Raw genomic sequence first — 16289 nt, 5'->3', positions numbered from 1 at the left:
GGTCCGGCGCGGCGCCGGATCACGCCCCGGTCGCCCCGGACGCGTGTCTCCGGTTGACGCGGCGCCCGCCCGCATGGTGACGTCGAGCGGAATTGATCGTCGCCGGCCCGAAGACTGCGCAGTCCCGACATGAGCACCGAAAGCCACTTCGAACCGGCCCCCGCGCGCAGGGCAAGCCGCGTGGCCAATCCCTCGCGCGACCACGCGCTGAGCCTTCCGAACCTCCTGACCTATGGCCGCATCGCCATCGTGCCGATGGTCTGCGCCTGTCTCTTCGTCGGCGGCGACACCGCCCGGTGGCTCGCGCTCGCGCTCTTCACCGTCGCGGCCGTGACCGACTTCCTCGACGGTTATCTCGCCCGCATCTGGGGCCAGTCCTCCCCGCTCGGGCGGATGCTCGATCCGATCGCCGACAAGCTGCTGGTCTCGGCCTGCCTGCTGATGCTCTGCGCCATCAACACCATCACGGGCTGGTCGCTCTGGGCCGCGTGGTGATCCTGTGCCGCGAGGTGCTGGTCTCGGGCCTTCGCGAGTTCCTCGCGGAGCTGCGCGTCTCGGTGCCGGTGACCAAGCTCGCCAAGTGGAAGACGACCGCGCAGCTCGTTTCGCTCGGCTTCTTGCTCGCAGGCCCCGCCGGCGACCAGGTGCTGCCGCACAACACCGAGATCGGCCTCGCTTTGCTGTGGTTCTCGGCGATCCTTACGCTTTACACCGGCTATGACTATTTCCGGGCGGGACTGCGGTTCGTGCTCGAGGATCCGGCCGAATGAAACTGATGTATTTCGCCTGGGTGCGCGAGCGCGTCGGGCGCGCCGACGAGGAGGCGGAGCTTCCCGCAGGCGTCGGCACGGTGGCCGAACTCATCGACTGGCTGCGCGCGCGCGGCCCCAACTACGCCCACGCCTTCGAGGCCGGCCCCTCGATCCGCGCAGCGATCGACCGCCGCCACGTGAAGGCCGACGCGTCGCTCGCCGGCGCCCGCGAGATCGCGTTCTTCCCGCCGATGACGGGCGGCTGAGCCGGCGATGGTCGTCCGCCTTCAGGAAGAGCCCTTCGACCTCGGCGACGAGGCCGCGCGCCTGACGCTCGGCCGCGCCGACGTCGGAGCTGTCGTGACGTTTCGGGACTTTGCCGCGACCGGGCCGACTCGGGCGCCCGGCTGGTGGCGCTGACGCTCGAGCATTATCCGGGCATGACCGAAGAAGAGCTCGGCCGCATCGAGCAGGAGGCGCGCCAGCGCTTCGGCCTTGCGGATTCGCTCGTTCTCCACCGCTACGGCCGCATCCTGCCGGGCGAGCCGATCGTGCTGGTGGCGACCGTCGCGTCCCACCGCCGCGCGGCCTTCGAGGCGGCGGAGTTCCTGATGGACTATCTCAAGACCTCGGCGCCCTTCTGGAAGCGCGAGGAGACCGCCGAGGGCGCCGCGTGGGTCGCGGCCAAGGGCTCGGACGACGACGCCGCGGCGCGCTGGACGGCGGGCTGAGAGGCCGCGCCTCTCCCGGGACAAGCCCTTGCTTAACCTTCGTTAACGCGCATGGTTAAGCGGCGTTAACCATAACGAAAAATGAACGTCGCCTGGGGCCTCGGGCCGCCCTACGATCGCTTTATGAGTAGAGCCCCATCGTTCCGCGCGAGCACCGCCCTGATCGTCACGGGTTTCGCCGTGATCGCGGGCGTGATCGCGTTCGGGCTCGGCCACGACCTCTGGCGTCCGATCCCCGGAATGGCTCCGCAGGTCTCCTGGCTGATGCCGGAGACGACGCCGGTGCGGCTAGCGGCGCTCAAGGGCGCCGGCATGCCCGAAACGGCCGCGCTCTACGCCTCATCGTCGCGCTGTGCTGGGGGCTCATCGGCGCGCTGGTCGCCGGCGGTTTCGCCTGGGGCGTCATGAACAAGGGCGCGACGGTGCTCGGCGTCGACAAGGGCTCGGCTATCTCACCGCGCTCGCCTTCCTCTACGGCGTCTCGACCGGGCTCGAGGTCCTGCTCCATCTCGTCAAGATCACGCCGCGCGGGGGCTGCACGCCATTCCGGGCCTCTGGTTCTGCGCCATGATCCCAAGCGCCGCGATTCTGTCGCGGATCGGCGCGCTCATCGCCCACGACGCCGGCGCGCTGATCGCGATCGCGCTTGCGGGCGAGCCGCGCCGCCTCGCCGAGCTCGTCGCCTCCGCCGAAGAGGTCCGCGGCGCAAAAAGCCTCGAGGCCCGCCTCGCCCGTCGCCTGGCGGCGCGCCGTCCGGAAGTCTGAGCCTCAGGCCGTCGCGAGCTGCGGCGTTCGCCCCGCGGCCGGCGTCTGGATCGGCCGCAGGAAGATCCGCGTGATTTCCGGATGCGCGGCCTCGATCGCGGCGGTGAGTTCGCGCACGGCCACCTCGGCCGCCGCCCCGTCGAGATCGTCGCGCAAGTCGAGCGAGGCCGCGAGCAGCACCTCGGTCGGTCCAAGATGCATGGTCAGCGCCTCCTGCACCGAGACGACCCGAGCGTCCGCTCCCAGGATGCGCCGAACGTCGGCCCGCACCTCCGGCGAGGCGCTTTCGCCGGTGATCAGGCTCAGCGTCTCCCGCGCGAGGAAGATCGCGACCAGCACGAGCAGCACGCCGATGGCGATCGACGCGAGCGCGTCGAAGGCCGGCGCCTCAAGAAGATAGGCGAGCCCGACGCCGACGAGCGCGATCACGAGGCCGACCAGCGCGGCGGCGTCCTCGCACAGCACCGCGAAAACATTGGGATCCTTGCTTCGGCGGATCGCCGCGAACGTCGTGCCCTTGGCGTCGACCGCGCGAAGCTCCTTGAGCGCGACGCTGAACGAATAGGCCTCGAGCGCGATCGAGACGCCGAGCACGGCGAAATTGATCCACGGATCGTGCATCTCTTCGGGGGCCCAGAGCTTGCGCCAACCCTGGTGGATCGAGACGGCGCCGCCGAGCGCGAAGATCAGCAGCGCCACCACGAAAGCCCAGAAATAGACCTCCATGCCGTGGCCGAAGGGATGGTCGACGTCGGCCGGTCGCGCCGCCCGCTTCAGCCCGAGCAGCAACAGGCCCTGGTTCGCGGTGTCGACCAGGGAGTGGACCGCCTCCGAAAGCATCGCGCTCGAACCGGTCCAGGCGGCCGCTGCGAACTTCGCGACGGCGATGCCGAGATTGGCCGCAAGAGCCGCATAGATCACCGCCTTCGAGCCCTTGGCCGCCATTCGTCGTCTCCGGTGGGATGAGCGATCGGCCAAGGCCGCGCATGAGGGAGACATAGCGCTCGATCACGCGATCGCGAGCCCTGCGTGAGCCGACGCGCCTCTGGACGCGCCGCGCCTGCGCGCCAAACCCTGTGTCCCTTTCACGGCCGCCGGAGACCCCACGCATGCCCCTGCCCGTCCTGAAGGTTCCGTCGAAGCGCGAGGCCGAGCGCTACGCCACCGGCCTCGGCTTCGCCCAGCTCGCGCTCGCGGCCTTCGAGCTCGCGCGACCCGGGGCGCTCGCGAAGTCGGTGGGCCTGCGGGAGAACCACACCTTCCTGAAGGGTTTCGGCGCGCGCGAGATGGCGACCGGCGCCGGGCTGTTCGGCTGGCGGCGCGGGCGCGGCCGGTCGATGTGGATCTGGGCGCGGGTCGCGGGCGACGCCATGGACCTCTGGACGCTCGCGCCCGCGCTTACGCGAGCGAACCCGAAGCGCAACGCCGCGATCGCCGCCGTCGCGATCGTCGGCGCGGTGACGATCATCGACATTCTCTGCGCCAGGGCGCTGGACGAGAGGTAGCGCCGTTGTCCCGGGCTTGAGCCGGGACCCAGAACCGAGGCGGCTGCAGCTAAGAGCGGCGAACATCCCGAAAACTGGGACACGCCGTCGGTTCTGGGTCCCGGGTCAAGCCCGGGACAAGAGCGTCAGAGGCGCGCCTTGAAGGTGTCGCAGCGGCGCATGTCGCCGCTCTGCAGGCCGGTCTTGAACCACTGGGTGCGCTGCGCCGACGAGCCGTGGGTGAAGCTGTCCGGCACCACCTCGCCGCCCGAGCGCCGCTGCAGCTTGTCGTCGCCGATCTCGCTCGCGGCCTTCAGCGCGCCCTCGACGTCGCCCTGTTCGAGAATGTTGAACTTGGCGTCGGCGCGCGCGGCCCAGACGCCCGCGAGGCAATCGGCCTGAAGCTCGATCCGGACCGAGATCGCGTTCGACTCCTCCTCCGAACGCGCCCGCTCGCGCGCCCCTTGCGCGCTGTCCATCACGCCGATGAGGTTCTGCACGTGGTGGCCGATCTCATGCGCGATGACATAGGCGCGCGCGAAGTCGCCGGGCGCGCGGAACTTCTGGGTGAGCTCGTCGAAGAACTCGGTGTCGAGATAGACTCGGCGGTCGCCCGGACAGTAAAACGGTCCCATGGCCGAGACCGCCCGCCCGCAGGCCGAGCGCGTCTGGCCGCTGAAGAGCGTGAGCCGCGGCGCCTCGTAGCGCTTGCCCTGCTCGCGGAAGATCTCGGTCCAGACGTCCTCGGTCTGGGCGAGCACCGCGCGCACGAACTCGCCCTGGCGCTGCTCGGCCTGGCTGAGCTCGCGCCGCTGCCCCTGCGGCCGGTCCTGCTGCTCGTAGCCGCCGCCCCCGCCGCCCTGGACCGCGTCGATGCCGGCGAGGATCAGTCGCGGATCGACGCCGAGCGCCCAGGAGACGAGGCCGACGACGATGAGGCCGCCGATGCCGAGGCCGCCTCCGCCGCCGGGGAAGCGGAAGCCGCCGCCGCCGCCCTCGCCGCGCACGTCGTCGACATTGTCGCTCCGGCGAAAATCGTCCCAGCGCATCGCGCATCCCCTGACAAGGCGGTTCGGCCCCTTGTCACGAGCAGATAGCGCGCCCGTGAGGGTTCGGAAACGCGCAGCGCGCGGCGGGCGTCCAAAATCCCATTGCCGTGCGACGCGCGGCGCTCCAGCTTCAGGCGATGCGGCGCGGCCGCAGAAGATTCGCACCCGAGGGCTTACTCGCCATGACGCCGACCGCCGGACTCCGGACCGCGCTCGCAGCAGCGCTCCTGATGGCCGCGCCGGGCCTCGCGTCCGCCGACATCTCGTCCGTGCCGAAGCGCGCGCCCGGCCTCTGGGAGACGATGACCATCACGGACGCCGGGCGCACCGGCGCGAAAGAGTGCATCGACGCCGCGACCGACCGGCTGGTGCTGCAGCTGACCTCGGTGCTGACGTGCAAGAACAACGACTTCAAGCGCACCGCCGACGGCTATGCGGCCGGCGCGGTGTGCTCGTCGGGCGGTCTCTCGGTCGACAACAAGGTGACCGTCACCGGCGACTTCGAGACTTACGCGCGCGCCCAGGCCCTCACCACCATGCGCAGCGACGGCGGCGACGCGGGCCTCAACCGCACGTTTTCGACCGCGATCGAGACCGCCGCCTCGGCGATTGCGAGCCCGGCCAGATCCCCGGCGACCTCATCCTGCCGAACGGCAAGACGGTGCACGTCAACCCTTCGCGGCGCTAGGAACCAGAGCGCAGTCGTCAACGCGCCGCGCCGTCGGCCCCTCCCCGCAAGGGCGAGGGGGACGCCCTGCTCACCGCGCCCCGTCGCGGGCCTCTTCGGCGTAGAGCCGGCGCGTCGCCTCGTCGGAAGCGGCGCGCTCCTCGTCGGTGAGCTCGCGCTCGCGCACCATGGACAGCGCGAGCCCGCCGCCGAGCATGATCACGCCGGCCACTGCGCTGAGAATCCAGAAAATTTCGCCTCCGCCGTCCATCATGGATCGAACTCCGCTTGAGCGTTTACGCGCGGCGGACGAATCGAGCGCGCCGGCCGCTGAAGCCGAGCTATTGATCGGATGTGACCCGCGAAGGGCGCCAAGACGGCGGGAAGGCCGCTATAAGGCGGCCGGAACGCGGGGCCGCCGATCGGCTCCAAGGCACGCTAAGGAAGGATCAGACGCATGAGTCTTATGGTCGCGCTCACCACGCTCGGGGGCCTCGCGCTCGCCATGGCGGTGACGCCCGCCGCGGCGGTCGAGACGAAGGCCGGCCCGGGCGGCCTCAAATATCAGGACACGGTCGTCGGCTCGGGCGCCGAGGCCAAGGCCGGCCAGCAGGTCGAGGTGCACTACACCGGCTATCTCGACGACGGCGGCAAAAAGGGGACGAAGTTCGACAGCTCCGTCGACCGCGGCGACCCGTTCTCGTTCCGCCTCGGCGCCGGCATGGTGATCCAGGGCTGGGACAAGGGTTTTGAGGGCATGAAGGTCGGCGGCAAGCGCACGCTGATCATCCCGCCGGAGATGGGCTACGGCGCGCGCGGCGCCGGCGGCGTCATCCCGCCGAACGCCACGCTGATCTTCGACGTCGAGCTGCTCGGCGTGAAGTGAGTTCTGGCCCGCCGGCCGCGCGTCGCGGCCGGCGGGCGCGCTTTCAGGACTTGTCGAACGCGTCGAGCGTGCGGGCCGAATAGACCAGCGCCGCGCCCGCGTTGAGCGCGATCGCGACGCCGAGCGCCTCGACGAGCTCCTCCTTGCTCGCCCCGGCCTTGCGGGCGGCCTCGGAATGGACCGCGATGCAGCCGTCGCAGCGCGTGGGTCACCGCCACCGCGAGCGCGATCAGCTCCCGGGTCTTGGCGTCCAGAACCTTTCCGGCGGTCGCCGCCGCCGCCAGCGTGTCGTGCCCCTTCATCACGTCGGGACTGAGCTTCGCCAGCTCGCCGAGCCGGCCGCCGAGGGCGTCGCGATAACCGTTCCAGTCAAACATACGTATCCTCCCAAATTCACCAACCTACTAGTAGGGTGCACGATGGGCGGATCAAGGACGCGGCGGCCGGAGCGAGCGGATCGAGGCGGGCGTGAAGGAGATGCTCCGGGACCTCGCCGGCGTGCGGGCGTGGGATCAGGCGTCAGCTTGGGATGACGCCGAGTGCGTGCTTCGAGACGCCTGCTGACGCAGGCTCCTCAGCATGAGGGAGGTTTAGAAGACGCCAATCTCCCACGCCCCCTCATGCTGAGGAGTCGACCGGAGGTCGGCGTCTCGAAGCACGCAGTTCGGCAAAGCAAAGCGCTCTCGAAGGAAGGAGGCCGGCGTGAACGACATGCCCCTTCCGAACCCTTCGGACGCCGCCCGCGCGCCGCCGCCGGCGTCCCCCGGCTTGCCGGCCGAACTCACTCATCGCCGCCCCCTCGCCTGGACGCGCGTTGACGGGGCCCTGCTGCGCCGGATACTTCGCCGATGTCCCTGAAGACCCGAGACCGATTGCTGATCGAGGCCGAGAGGCTGGTGCGCCGCCTCGGCTACGCCGGCTTCAGCTACGCCGATCTCGCGGCCGAGGTCGGGATCACCAAGGCGAGCATCCATCACCACTTTCCGTCCAAGGAGGCGATGGGGCTGGCGCTCGTGGCGGCCTATGACGAGCGCTACGACGCCGCGATGGCCAAGATCCTTGAGGCTCACGCCGACGCGCCCGCGCGCATCGACGCCTATGCGGCGCTCTATCTGAAGGGGCTGGAGGACGACCTTGGCTGCCTCTGCGCCGCGCTCGCGGTCGAGGTCGCGGCGCTGCCTGCGGCCTTCCGGACGGCGCTTTCGGCGTTCTTCGCCAAGCATGTCGAGTGGCTGGCGGCGGTCATCGCCGAGGGACAGGCGGCGGGAGACTTGCGTCCGGGCGTCGGCAGCCAAGCGCTCGCCCGCCAGATCATCGCGACGCTCGAAGGCGCGCTGCTGATGGAGCGGGTGTTCGGCCGGGCCGGCGGGTTCCGCGACACGCTCGCGGCGCTGCGGGCGAGCGTGGCGGCCTGAAGGGGCGGCGCGCCAAGTTCAGTTCGTCATGCCCCGGCTTGTCCGGGGCATCCACGTCTCCACGCCACGACGCCCTACGACATGGCGTGGATCCCCCGGACAAGCCGGGGGATGACGAGCGGGGTGACGGTCGCGCCAACTCGGCGCAGCCGCCTCGGCCCAATCTCAGACCTTACCGTCGAGACCCATCTGGTAGTACTTGTGCGTGATCTTGTCCTGGTTCTCGAGCAGCCAGTCGATGGTCGGCTCCGACGCCATGGCCTTGCGGATCGCCTCGCACATGCTCTTGCGGTGGATGTCGAACAGCACCTTGTGGTCGAGGTCCTTCACGTCGACGATCGTGGGCGCGAGCCAGACCGAGCAGATCACGCCGAGGTCGTTGGCCTTTTCCTTCGGGATGTAGCCGGCGCGGACCGCGTCCAGCACGCCGTTGGCGATCGCGAACTGCACCGTGCCCATAAGGATGTTGGTGTAGCGCGAATTGTCGACCGTGACCTTGGAGACGCACAGCGTCACCGGGCGCACCATGATGTCGGTGTTCAGAAGCGCGAACACGCGGGTGTGGCCCTGGACCTGGTCGCCGGTCAGCGTGGCGATCGCGGTCCCGACCGGCCCGTCGAGCTCGCCGATCACGACCTCGGGCTCGGCCGCGGTTCCGGGAGGGCCGCCGGCGACGAGCGCCTCGCCGGCGCGCAGGACGATGCGGTTGCTCATGGGTGCTTTCCTTCGCTTATCGAATGGAGATCAGGCGCAAGACGCGCTCAGTCGAAGCCAATCGGGCAGATCGACTTCAACCGCGTAGAAGTCATCGACATAGACGAGCCCCTGACCTTCCAGCGCCCTGATGACGGCCATGACGGCCTCCGCGCCGAAGAGCGGGCCGAGCAAGACGAGGTCGGCGGTCTCGGTGGGGGCGTCGCGAAAGCCGAGGTCCGCGAGAACAGGCTGAAGATGGACCGACTTGTCCGCGATCGCCTGCTTTCTGATCACGATCGCCGGCGGAGCGATCGGCGCCGACCGCGACGCATCGTCGGCCATGGTCGCGCCTCCGGTCACCAGGCGAGCTGCGGCATGACGGCCACCGGGCGGTAGCCGTGCTCGGCGAAGAGGGCGTCGAGCTTTTCGGGGGTCGGGCGCGCCGCGGCCAAGCTCCTCGCCATGGATGCCGTCGGCGACGAACACGCAGTCGATCCCGGCGTCGGTCGCGCCCGTGAGGTCGGTGCGCACCGCGTCGCCGATGGCGATGACGCGCTCGCGCGGCACGGGTCGGCCGAGCACGTCGGAGCCGAGCCGCATCGCCGCCTCGTAGATCGGCGCGTAGGGCTTTCCGGCCCACAGCGTCTCGCCGCCCATGGCCTCGTAGCGGTCGGCGATCGCGCCCGCGCACCAGAGGCGCTGCTCGCCCACCATCACGACGAGGTCGGGGTTGGCGCAGATCAGCGCGAGGCCGCGCGCCTTCATGACGGCGAGGCGCTCGTCATAGTCTTCGGGAACTTCGGTCTGATCGTCCACGAGGCCGGTGACGACCGCGATCGGCGCGTCCTCGAGCGGAACCCGCGCGATGCGCTCGTCGCCCAGCAGCGGCAGGTCGCGTTCCGGCCCGATGTGGTGGACGCGCGAAAATCCGCGGTCGGCGATCATGCGCTTGGCGACGTCGCCCGAGGTCACGATCGCGTCCCAGGCGGAGCGCGGCACGCCCTTCTCGTCGAGGCTCGTCACCACCCATTCGGACGGGCGCGGCGCGTTGGAGACCAGCACCACGGCCCCGCCTGCCTCGCGGAAGCGCGTGAGCGCGTCGGCGGCGGAGAGATGGGCGTTGAGCCCGTCATGCAGCACGCCCAGACGTCGCACAGCGCCAGCTCGTAGCCGGGCGCGAGCGCTGAGAAGCCGGGGAACGGCGAGGCTGAGACGTTGGACATCGCGCCTCGGCTAAGCGCGGCGCCGGTCGCCGTCAAGGCGCAGTCTCATGCGCCCCGCGCGCCACGGCGACGCATGACGGGTTTCTCGGGGATCAAATAATCCACCTCACAGTGAATGAGACCTCTGCGCGTCGGTCTCGATCGCCGGTTTCGTCGAAGACGGATCCCGCATTCCGAATGCACTTTAATCGGTCCGCACACACCCTCTTAATACCACCCATGGAAGCATGTCGCCGCCGCGAGCTCCCGCGGAACGCTTCTCCACAGGGTCCTACATGCGCAAGTCGATCGCCGCCGCCTGCCTGGTTTTCGCCGCCACCTCCGCCCACGCCCAGACGCCGACCGGCGAATGGGAGTACGGCCAGCTCCATCTCTCGCTCGACCGGTCCCAGGCGGCCGGCGCCAGATGCTTCTTCCCGAAGTTCGACGCCGAACCCTCGGATATCGACATCGGCTATTCGCGCATCCGCGGCGACGGCGCGAAGACGGGGGCGATCGTGCTTCCGGAGATCGGCGTCTCGGGCGACGGCGCGCTGCTGCGGATCGCAGGCGGCACCGCGATCAAGCTGAAATCGGCCAAGAACGGATCGCTCGAATTCGCCGGCGAAGGCATCGGCTATTCGAAGGGCGTCCAGGTGGTCCCGAACGTCACCTTCACGGTCGCCAACTTCCGCACGACCGAGAAGAAGGGCCGGCTGCTCGTCGAGTTCGACCTCAAGGCCGACGCGAGCTTCGGCGGCTGCGGGTTCAAGGCGAACGGCAAATACGTAAAGTGAGCGGACGGCGCCGGGGTTCCGCGGCCGCCGCGGGCCCCGCGCGCTTCAGCGCCCGGAGAACTCCCGGCGCACGTGCTCTTCGGCGACCTGCGCCATCGGCATCATCAGCTTCACGGCCTCGGTCTTTCGCCCGGCGCGCATCAGCAGCACGACCGTCTCCGCGCCGCCGCAGGCGGGATCCCCGCAGGCGATCTCGCTCACGGTGACGGCGTCGTCCTCGTCGAGGCCGACGATCTCGCGCACGAGCGCCGCCACGCGCCGGGAGGCGTCGGCGCGCGCGGGGTCTTCCGGATTGCGTCGGAACAGGAACGCCATGGCGCCCATGTCTTACGCCCGGGCCGCTCGTGCGCTCAAGCCGCCTCGCGCCGCCAATGCGGGAACGGGTCGGGCAGTCGCGCAAGCGCGGCCCAGTCCACGTCCTGCGCCCGCTCCGGCCCGACCAGCGCCGCCTCGAGCGCGGTCCGCATCGCTGCTTCCTCGAGACCGATCCCGATAAAGACCAGTTCCTGACGGCGGTCGCCCCAGCCCTCCTCCCAGCGCGCATTCAGCCAGCCGCGCCATTCGGAGCTTTCAGGCCATGCGTGGCGGGGCGTCGCGGCCCACCAGGTCCCGGCTCCCTCGGTGCGGCAGACGGCGCCGGCGAGCGACATCTCGCCCGCGAAATCCGGCCGGGTGGCGAGCCAGAAGTGGCCCTTCGCGCGCACGAGCCCCGGCCAGGCTTCTGCGAGAAAGGCCGCGAACCGCTCCGGATGGAACGGCCGCCGGGCGGCGAACGTGAAGCTCCTCACGCCGTACTCCTCGGTTTCGGGCGTGTGGTCGGCGAAACCGAACAGCTCCTTCAGCCAGGTCGGTCGCCGCCGCGCGGCGTCGAAGTCGAACCGTCCGGTGCCGATCACGTCGGCGAGCTTCACGCGGCCAAAATCGGTCTCGACCAGCGCCGCCTCATCGTTGAGCGAGCGGATCACGCCGCGCACGTTCCGCAGCGTCTCGGCGTCGACCGCCGAGGCCTTGTTCAGCACGATCACGTCTGCGAACTCGATCTGGTCGACGAGCAGGTCGACGAGCGTGCGCGCGTCGCCCTCCCCCGCGGTCTCGCCGCGGGCCGCCAGAAAGTCGCGGCTCGAGAAATCCCGCAGCAGGTTCGAGGCGTCCACCACAGTCGTCATGGTGTCGAGCCGGGCGACGTCGGAGAGCGAAAAGCCGTCCTCGTCGCGGAAGTCGAAGGTGGCGGCGACCGGCAGAGGCTCCGACACCCCAGTCGACTCGATGACGAGATGGTCGAAGCGCCCGCTCATCGCCAGCCGCCGCACCTCGCGTAAAAGATCGTCGCGCAGCGTGCAGCATATGCAGCCGTTGGTCATCTCAACCAGCGTTTCGTCGGCGCGCAGCACGCCGCCGTCGCGCACGAGATCGGCGTCGACGTTCACCTCCGACATGTCGTTGACGATCACCGCGACCTTGAGGCCCTGCCGGTTCGACAGGACGTGGTTCAGCAGCGTGGTCTTGCCAGCGCCGAGGAAGCCGGACAGCACGGTGACGGGAAGGCGGCGGTCGGACATCGAAGCCTCGAATGTTAATGTTATAACATCACATTTTTAGCCTCTGGATCGGTCGCGGCGCAAGCGGCGGAAACCGCGTTCGGCGAAAACAGTCGCGCGGCGGCGCCGCGCCTGCTAGACGCGCGGCGTTCATCCTCTTCGCCGCAACAGCCGAACTCCTCCCGATGCCGCGCGCCGCGACCCTTCCGAAAGACTTCGTCGACCGCCTCGAGGCCGCAGGCTTCGCGCGCGTCGAACCCGCGGTGCTGCAGCCGGCGGAGCCGTTCCTCGACGTGATGGGCGAGGAGCTTCGCCAGCGCGTCTTCCTCACGAGCGGCGCCGAGGGCCAGGAACTCTGCCTGCGGCCCGACTTCACCATCCCGACCGCTCTGGCGCACATCGCGCAGGGCGAGGCGTCGGGCGCGGGCGCCTATTTCTACGAAGGCGAGGTGTTCCGGCAGGGCTCGAACGGCGGCGAGGCCCGGCAGGCGGGCGTCGAAAGCTTCGGACGCGCCGACGCCGTCGAGGCCGAGACCGAGGTGCTGAAGCTCGCGCTCGAGGCCTGCGCGGCGCTCGGCGCCCCCTCCCCGACCATCCGGCTCGGAGACCGCGCCATCCTCGACTCCGCGGTCGATTCGCTCGACGCTCCGGTCGGCTATCGCCGCCGTCTCAAGCGCGCGCTCGCCCATGGCGGAACGATCGACGACCGCGCGCCGACGCCCGGCCAGGCCGGGCATGCCGGCCTCTACGCCGCGCTCGCGGCCGCCGGGCCCGAGGCCGGCAAGGCGGTGATCGAGGATCTCCTCTCGCTCGCCGGCATCGCGGCGGTGGGCGGGCGCACGCCGGGCGAGATCGCGGAGCGGTTCCTCGAGCGCGCGGAAGCCCAGGCCGTGACGCTCGGCGGCGCGGACCGGACGCGGCTCACGAGCCTCCTCGCGGTCGACGCGGCGGCGCCTGCCGCGCTCGCCACACTCGACTTCGTCGCCGAGGGCGGCGCGCCGAAGGTGCGCAGCGCCGTCGACGCGCTGCGCGCGCGGCTCGACGCCTTCCGCGCCGCCGGGCTGCCGGTCGACGACATGCGGTTCTCGGCGCGCTTTGGCCGCGGGCTCGACTATTACACCGGCCTCGTGTTCGAGCTGGCCGACCCCGCCACCGGCGCGGCGCTCGCGGGCGGCGGGCGGTACGACGGGCTGCTTTCGGCGCTCGGCGCGCGCGAGCCTTCGCCCGGCGTCGGCTTCGCGCTCTGGCTCGACCGGTTCGGGGAGGCCCGGCCATGAGCGGGAAGCTCATTCTCGGCGTGCCCTCGAAGGGCGCCTTCAGGAGAACGTCGCGTCCTTCTTCGGGCGCGCGGGCCTCACCTTCGTGCAGCCCGGCGGCGCGCGCGACTATCGCGGCGCGATCGCGGACCTCGCCGACGTCGAGGTCGCCTATCTCTCGGCGTCGGAGATCGCCGGCCAGCTCGCGAGCGGCGCGATCCATCTCGGCGTCACGGGCGAAGACCTGATCCGCGAGAACATTTCCGACGCGGACACGCGCGTAAAACTGCTGCAGCCGCTTGGCTTCGGTTACGCCGACGTCGTCGTGGCGGTTCCGCAGGCCTGGATCGACGTCGCCACCATGGCCGACCTCGACGACGTCGCCGACGACATGCGGCGGCGCCACGGCAAGCGCCTGCGCGCGACGAAATACGTGAACCTCACCCGCGGCTTCTTCGCCTGGAAGGCGCCGGCCGACGGGCGGCCCGGACGCGGCGTCTCCAACTACCGGATCGTGGAGAGCGCCGGCGCGACCGAGGGCGCGCCCGCCGCCGGCGCGGCCGACGTCGTGGTGGACATCACCACCACGGGCGCGACGCTGAAGGCCAACGCCCTGAAGGTTCTCGACGACGGCGTGATGCTGAAGAGCCAGGCGCAGCTCGTCGCGAGCCTCGCCGCGCCGTGGAGCGCGTCCGCGCGCGCGGCCGGCCGCACGATCATGACCCGGATCGCAGCGGAGACCCGCGCCCGCGCCGTGCGCGAGATCCGCGCCCAGATGTCGACCCGGATGGAGCGCCAGATCGTGGACCTCGCCGCCCGCTTCGACGCCCGCGCCCCGTTCGGCCCGCCGGTCGAGGGCGCGCCGCTGGTGCTTCATGCGCCCAAGAAGGCGGTGTTCGCGGTGATCGAGGCGCTGCGCTCGGCCGGCGCCGGGACCGTGACGGTCGCGACGCTCGAGGACGTGTTCGAGCCGGAGCCGCCGCTGGTCGCGACATTCGAGGCGGCGATCGGAAAGGCTTGAGGCGTCGCCGCCGGCCGTCGCTAGAGCGGGGTGCGTTTTCGCCGAAATGGGCGAACCGCCGCCTGCCGCCTGTCCGTGATGGGGCGCAGAAAAAGAAAAAGGCGGAACCGCCTCGGGGGGTAGCGGTTCCGCCTTCGTGAGGCTGACCAGTCGGGGGATCCGGTCGCCTGTCCAAAAGCTCGTCTTGGCGAGCTTTCGAGCACAGAACGCAGAGCCCCGAACCCGGTTCCGGACTTCTGAAAAAAAATTCGAACCGTTATCGGGTGGGCGGAACGGCCGCCCCCAGGCGCCCTTCCAGAAAGGCGATCGTGCGGTCCCAGGCGAGCGCCGCCGCGCGTCGTTCGTAGCGCGCGGGATTGGCGTCGTTGTTGAAGGCGTGGTCGACGCCTTCGTAGAACTCGACCTCGAACTCCTTCTCGTTCGCTTTCAGCGCGTCCTCGAAGGCCGGGACGTCGACATTGATGCGCTCGTCGAGCCCGGCGTAGTGCAGCAGCAGCGGCGCGCGCACCTTGGCTGCCTGGTCGGGAGGAAGCGCCTTGCCGTAATAGGCGACCGACGCCTTGAGGTCGGGCGAGGCGACCGCGAGCCGGTTCGCCATGCCGCCGCCCCAGCAGAAGCCGACCGCGCCGACCGAGCCGTTCGACTCCGGGTGGTCCTTCAGGAAGGTCACGGCGGCGACGAGCTCCGCGGTCGCCTTCTCGAGATCGAGCGCGCCGATCATCTCGCGCGCCTTGTCCTCGTCGGCCGGCGTGCCGCCGGCGGGCGACAGCAGGTCGACGCCGAAAGCGAGGAAGCCCGAGACGCCGAGCCGGCGCGTCACGTCCTCGATGTGCGGGTTGAGGCCGCGGTTCTCGTGGATCACCAAGACCGCCGGGCGCTTGTCGCCGCTTTTGGGCCGGGCGAGCAGGCCCGAGATCTTGCCGTCGGCGGCGTCGTAGGAGACGCGGTCGATCGCGAGCCGCCGGTCGTCCGGCGCGACGATCGCGGCGCGGGCGTAGTCGTTGGAGAGGCTCGAGAGCAGCGCCGAGGCGCCTGCGGCGGTGCCTGCGAGCAGAGCGAGCCGGTCGAGAAACTCGCGGCGGCTCATCTCGCCATGGGTGAAGCGGTCATAGAGCGCGATCGCGCACCGGTCGGGCCGCGAAGCCTCGGGACGATCGGTCATGTCGGCTTGATGCCCCGCTGTCGCAGCCCGCGGAGGATCCCGCTCCCGCCACCCTATACAGCCCCGCGGCCCGCGGCTAAGGCTTGCGGTCAGGGGATCACGTCATCGTAACCCGAAGGCTCAGCGCGGAGTGACCGAGCGGGCGATCGCCTCGAACTCGCCGCGCCGCGCGGCGAAGCCGGCCTTGTCACCGACGCAGACGATCGTGGTGCGGCCCTTCGGCGTGTCCATCACGACGAGATAGGAGCGCACCTCCGGCGGCTTCTCCTCGCCCTCGACGGGCTTGAAGTCGGCCACCACCTCGGCGCCCATCAGGCCCTGATGCTCGAACGGCTCCACGGCCGCGACCTCGTAGCGCAGCGCGAGCGTGGCGCGGACGAGGTCGGTCCATTCCTTCTTGCGGGTGAAGGCGTTGATGTCGTCCTGGCTGAGCGCGGGGGAGCCGGCGGTCGGCGGCGTCGGCTGGAACGCGATCTTGCAGCCGGTGTCCTCCTCGCCCTGCTTCTGCACGGCGTAGACCACGGCGTAGCGCGGATCGCCCTCGGCCTTGCGGACCGCATATCCGGCCGGCGGCTCGACCGAGAGGCCCGTCGCCTCGTCCCGCGCCGGCTCGGCTGCGGCGGGCGCTGCGGCTGCGATCGCCAGTCCCGCCAGCGCCGCGAAGGAGAGCCGCCTGCGGCCCATTCTGGAACTCATAGTCCGAAGACTCCGATACGCATCCCCGATCCGGCGCTTCTTCTAGACCATCGACGGTCCGCGGCGCGCGTCGTCCGGTCACGATAGCCTGAGCGGGATCGAAACCGGAGGAAATGCATCATTTAAGCTAAACGACGGCGGCTTTGCGGTCGCGGCGCCGCAGGGCGCCGTC

General features: G+C 70.3%; 17 protein-coding genes and 4 pseudogenes. 12 read left to right on the top strand and 9 right to left on the bottom strand.

Features of this window, described 5'->3' with window-relative positions:
• The first annotated feature begins 129 nt into the window (after positions 1-129).
• The 5 genes and pseudogenes from pgsA (at position 130) to K6K41_RS21890 (ending at position 2248) form a co-directional block, all read left to right on the top strand.
• A pseudogene (gene pgsA / locus K6K41_RS21910) lies at positions 130-770 on the top strand (CDP-diacylglycerol--glycerol-3-phosphate 3-phosphatidyltransferase).
• Positions 767-1018 carry a molybdopterin converting factor subunit 1 gene (moaD, locus tag K6K41_RS21905; protein WP_261402263.1) on the top strand — a complete coding sequence of 84 codons (252 nt, stop codon included), beginning with the start codon at positions 767-769 and terminating at the stop codon, positions 1016-1018. The pseudogene pgsA and the gene moaD overlap by 4 nt, the downstream one beginning before the upstream one ends.
• A 7-nt stretch (positions 1019-1025) precedes the next feature.
• Positions 1026-1483, top strand: a pseudogene (locus K6K41_RS21900) (molybdenum cofactor biosynthesis protein MoaE).
• Positions 1484-1606: 123 nt separating this feature from the next.
• The gene (locus K6K41_RS21895) at positions 1607-1891 is read left to right on the top strand and encodes a hypothetical protein (protein WP_261402262.1); all 285 of its coding nucleotides are present in this window, start codon (positions 1607-1609) and stop codon (positions 1889-1891) included.
• A gap of 159 nt (positions 1892-2050) precedes the next feature.
• A complete protein-coding gene (locus K6K41_RS21890) occupies positions 2051-2248 on the top strand; it encodes a hypothetical protein (RefSeq protein WP_261402261.1) in 198 nt (65 codons plus the stop codon).
• 3 nt (positions 2249-2251) lie between these two features.
• Here K6K41_RS21890 and K6K41_RS21885 read toward each other — a convergent pair whose 3' ends face one another.
• Positions 2252-3193 (bottom strand): cation diffusion facilitator family transporter, encoded by a 942-nt coding sequence (locus K6K41_RS21885; RefSeq protein ID WP_261402260.1) that lies wholly within the window; start codon positions 3191-3193, stop codon positions 2252-2254.
• Positions 3194-3357: 164 nt separating this feature from the next.
• On the opposite strand from K6K41_RS21885, the gene K6K41_RS21880 reads away from it, so the two are divergent.
• Entirely contained in the window at positions 3358-3753 is a 396-nt protein-coding gene (locus K6K41_RS21880) for a hypothetical protein (RefSeq protein WP_261402259.1), read from the top strand.
• Positions 3754-3878: 125 nt separating this feature from the next.
• Here the strand turns inward: K6K41_RS21880 and ypfJ are convergent, their stop codons facing one another.
• On the bottom strand, positions 3879-4781 hold the full coding sequence (gene ypfJ, locus K6K41_RS21875; protein ID WP_261402258.1) for a KPN_02809 family neutral zinc metallopeptidase: 903 nt from the start codon (positions 4779-4781) through the stop codon (positions 3879-3881).
• Between the two features lie 182 nt (positions 4782-4963).
• Between ypfJ and K6K41_RS21870 the strand changes: the two genes are divergently transcribed.
• A complete protein-coding gene (locus K6K41_RS21870; RefSeq protein WP_261402257.1) occupies positions 4964-5740 on the top strand; it encodes a DUF3617 domain-containing protein in 777 nt (258 codons plus the stop codon).
• A 165-nt stretch (positions 5741-5905) separates the two neighbouring features.
• Positions 5906-6334: an FKBP-type peptidyl-prolyl cis-trans isomerase gene (locus K6K41_RS21865; protein WP_378149217.1), complete on the top strand. Its 429-nt coding sequence runs from the start codon at positions 5906-5908 to the stop codon at positions 6332-6334.
• 43 nt (positions 6335-6377) lie between these two features.
• Here the strand turns inward: K6K41_RS21865 and K6K41_RS21860 are convergent.
• Positions 6378-6711, bottom strand: a pseudogene (locus K6K41_RS21860) (carboxymuconolactone decarboxylase family protein).
• 471 nt (positions 6712-7182) lie between these two features.
• Here K6K41_RS21860 and K6K41_RS21855 point away from each other — a divergent pair.
• Complete coding sequence (locus tag K6K41_RS21855) at positions 7183-7749, top strand: TetR/AcrR family transcriptional regulator (RefSeq protein ID WP_261402256.1); 567 nt, start codon at positions 7183-7185, stop codon at positions 7747-7749.
• Positions 7750-7914: 165 nt separating this feature from the next.
• Here the strand turns inward: K6K41_RS21855 and K6K41_RS21850 are convergent, their stop codons facing one another.
• Positions 7915-8463, bottom strand: a complete 549-nt coding sequence (locus K6K41_RS21850) for a formaldehyde-activating enzyme (RefSeq protein ID WP_261402255.1) — start codon at positions 8461-8463, stop codon at positions 7915-7917.
• Positions 8464-8493: 30 nt separating this feature from the next.
• On the bottom strand, positions 8494-9600 hold the full coding sequence (locus K6K41_RS21845; protein WP_261402254.1) for a TIGR01459 family HAD-type hydrolase: 1107 nt from the start codon (positions 9598-9600) through the stop codon (positions 8494-8496).
• 343 nt (positions 9601-9943) lie between these two features.
• On the opposite strand from K6K41_RS21845, the gene K6K41_RS21840 reads away from it, so the two are divergent.
• Positions 9944-10444: a hypothetical protein gene (locus K6K41_RS21840; protein WP_261402253.1), complete on the top strand. Its 501-nt coding sequence runs from the start codon at positions 9944-9946 to the stop codon at positions 10442-10444.
• Between the two features lie 45 nt (positions 10445-10489).
• Here the strand turns inward: K6K41_RS21840 and K6K41_RS21835 are convergent, their stop codons facing one another.
• Together K6K41_RS21835 and K6K41_RS21830 are read right to left on the bottom strand one after the other, a co-directional pair.
• Positions 10490-10768, bottom strand: coding sequence for a hypothetical protein (locus K6K41_RS21835; RefSeq protein WP_378149227.1), 279 nt, complete (start codon positions 10766-10768; stop codon positions 10490-10492).
• Positions 10769-10794: 26 nt separating this feature from the next.
• The gene (locus K6K41_RS21830; RefSeq protein ID WP_261402252.1) at positions 10795-12003 is read right to left on the bottom strand and encodes a GTP-binding protein; all 1209 of its coding nucleotides are present in this window, start codon (positions 12001-12003) and stop codon (positions 10795-10797) included.
• Positions 12004-12167: 164 nt separating this feature from the next.
• Here K6K41_RS21830 and K6K41_RS21825 point away from each other — a divergent pair, with 164 nt between their 5' ends.
• Together K6K41_RS21825 and hisG are read left to right on the top strand one after the other, a co-directional pair.
• A complete protein-coding gene (locus K6K41_RS21825) occupies positions 12168-13259 on the top strand; it encodes an ATP phosphoribosyltransferase regulatory subunit (protein ID WP_261402251.1) in 1092 nt (363 codons plus the stop codon).
• Positions 13256-14259 (top strand): annotated as a pseudogene (hisG, locus tag K6K41_RS21820) (ATP phosphoribosyltransferase). Before K6K41_RS21825 ends, hisG begins: the two are co-directional and overlap by 4 nt.
• A gap of 256 nt (positions 14260-14515) precedes the next feature.
• Here hisG and K6K41_RS21815 read toward each other — a convergent pair.
• The gene (locus K6K41_RS21815; RefSeq protein ID WP_261402250.1) at positions 14516-15421 is read right to left on the bottom strand and encodes a dienelactone hydrolase family protein; all 906 of its coding nucleotides are present in this window, start codon (positions 15419-15421) and stop codon (positions 14516-14518) included.
• Positions 15422-15541: 120 nt separating this feature from the next.
• Complete coding sequence (locus K6K41_RS21810; protein ID WP_261402249.1) at positions 15542-16117, bottom strand: hypothetical protein; 576 nt, start codon at positions 16115-16117, stop codon at positions 15542-15544.
• Positions 16118-16289: the final 172 nt, after the last annotated feature.

Origin of the sequence: Chenggangzhangella methanolivorans (genome assembly GCF_019797865.1) — a bacterium.
GTDB lineage: Bacteria > Pseudomonadota > Alphaproteobacteria > Rhizobiales > Methylopilaceae > Methylopila > Methylopila methanolivorans.
This window is presented reverse-complemented; position numbering and strand designations above follow the sequence as displayed.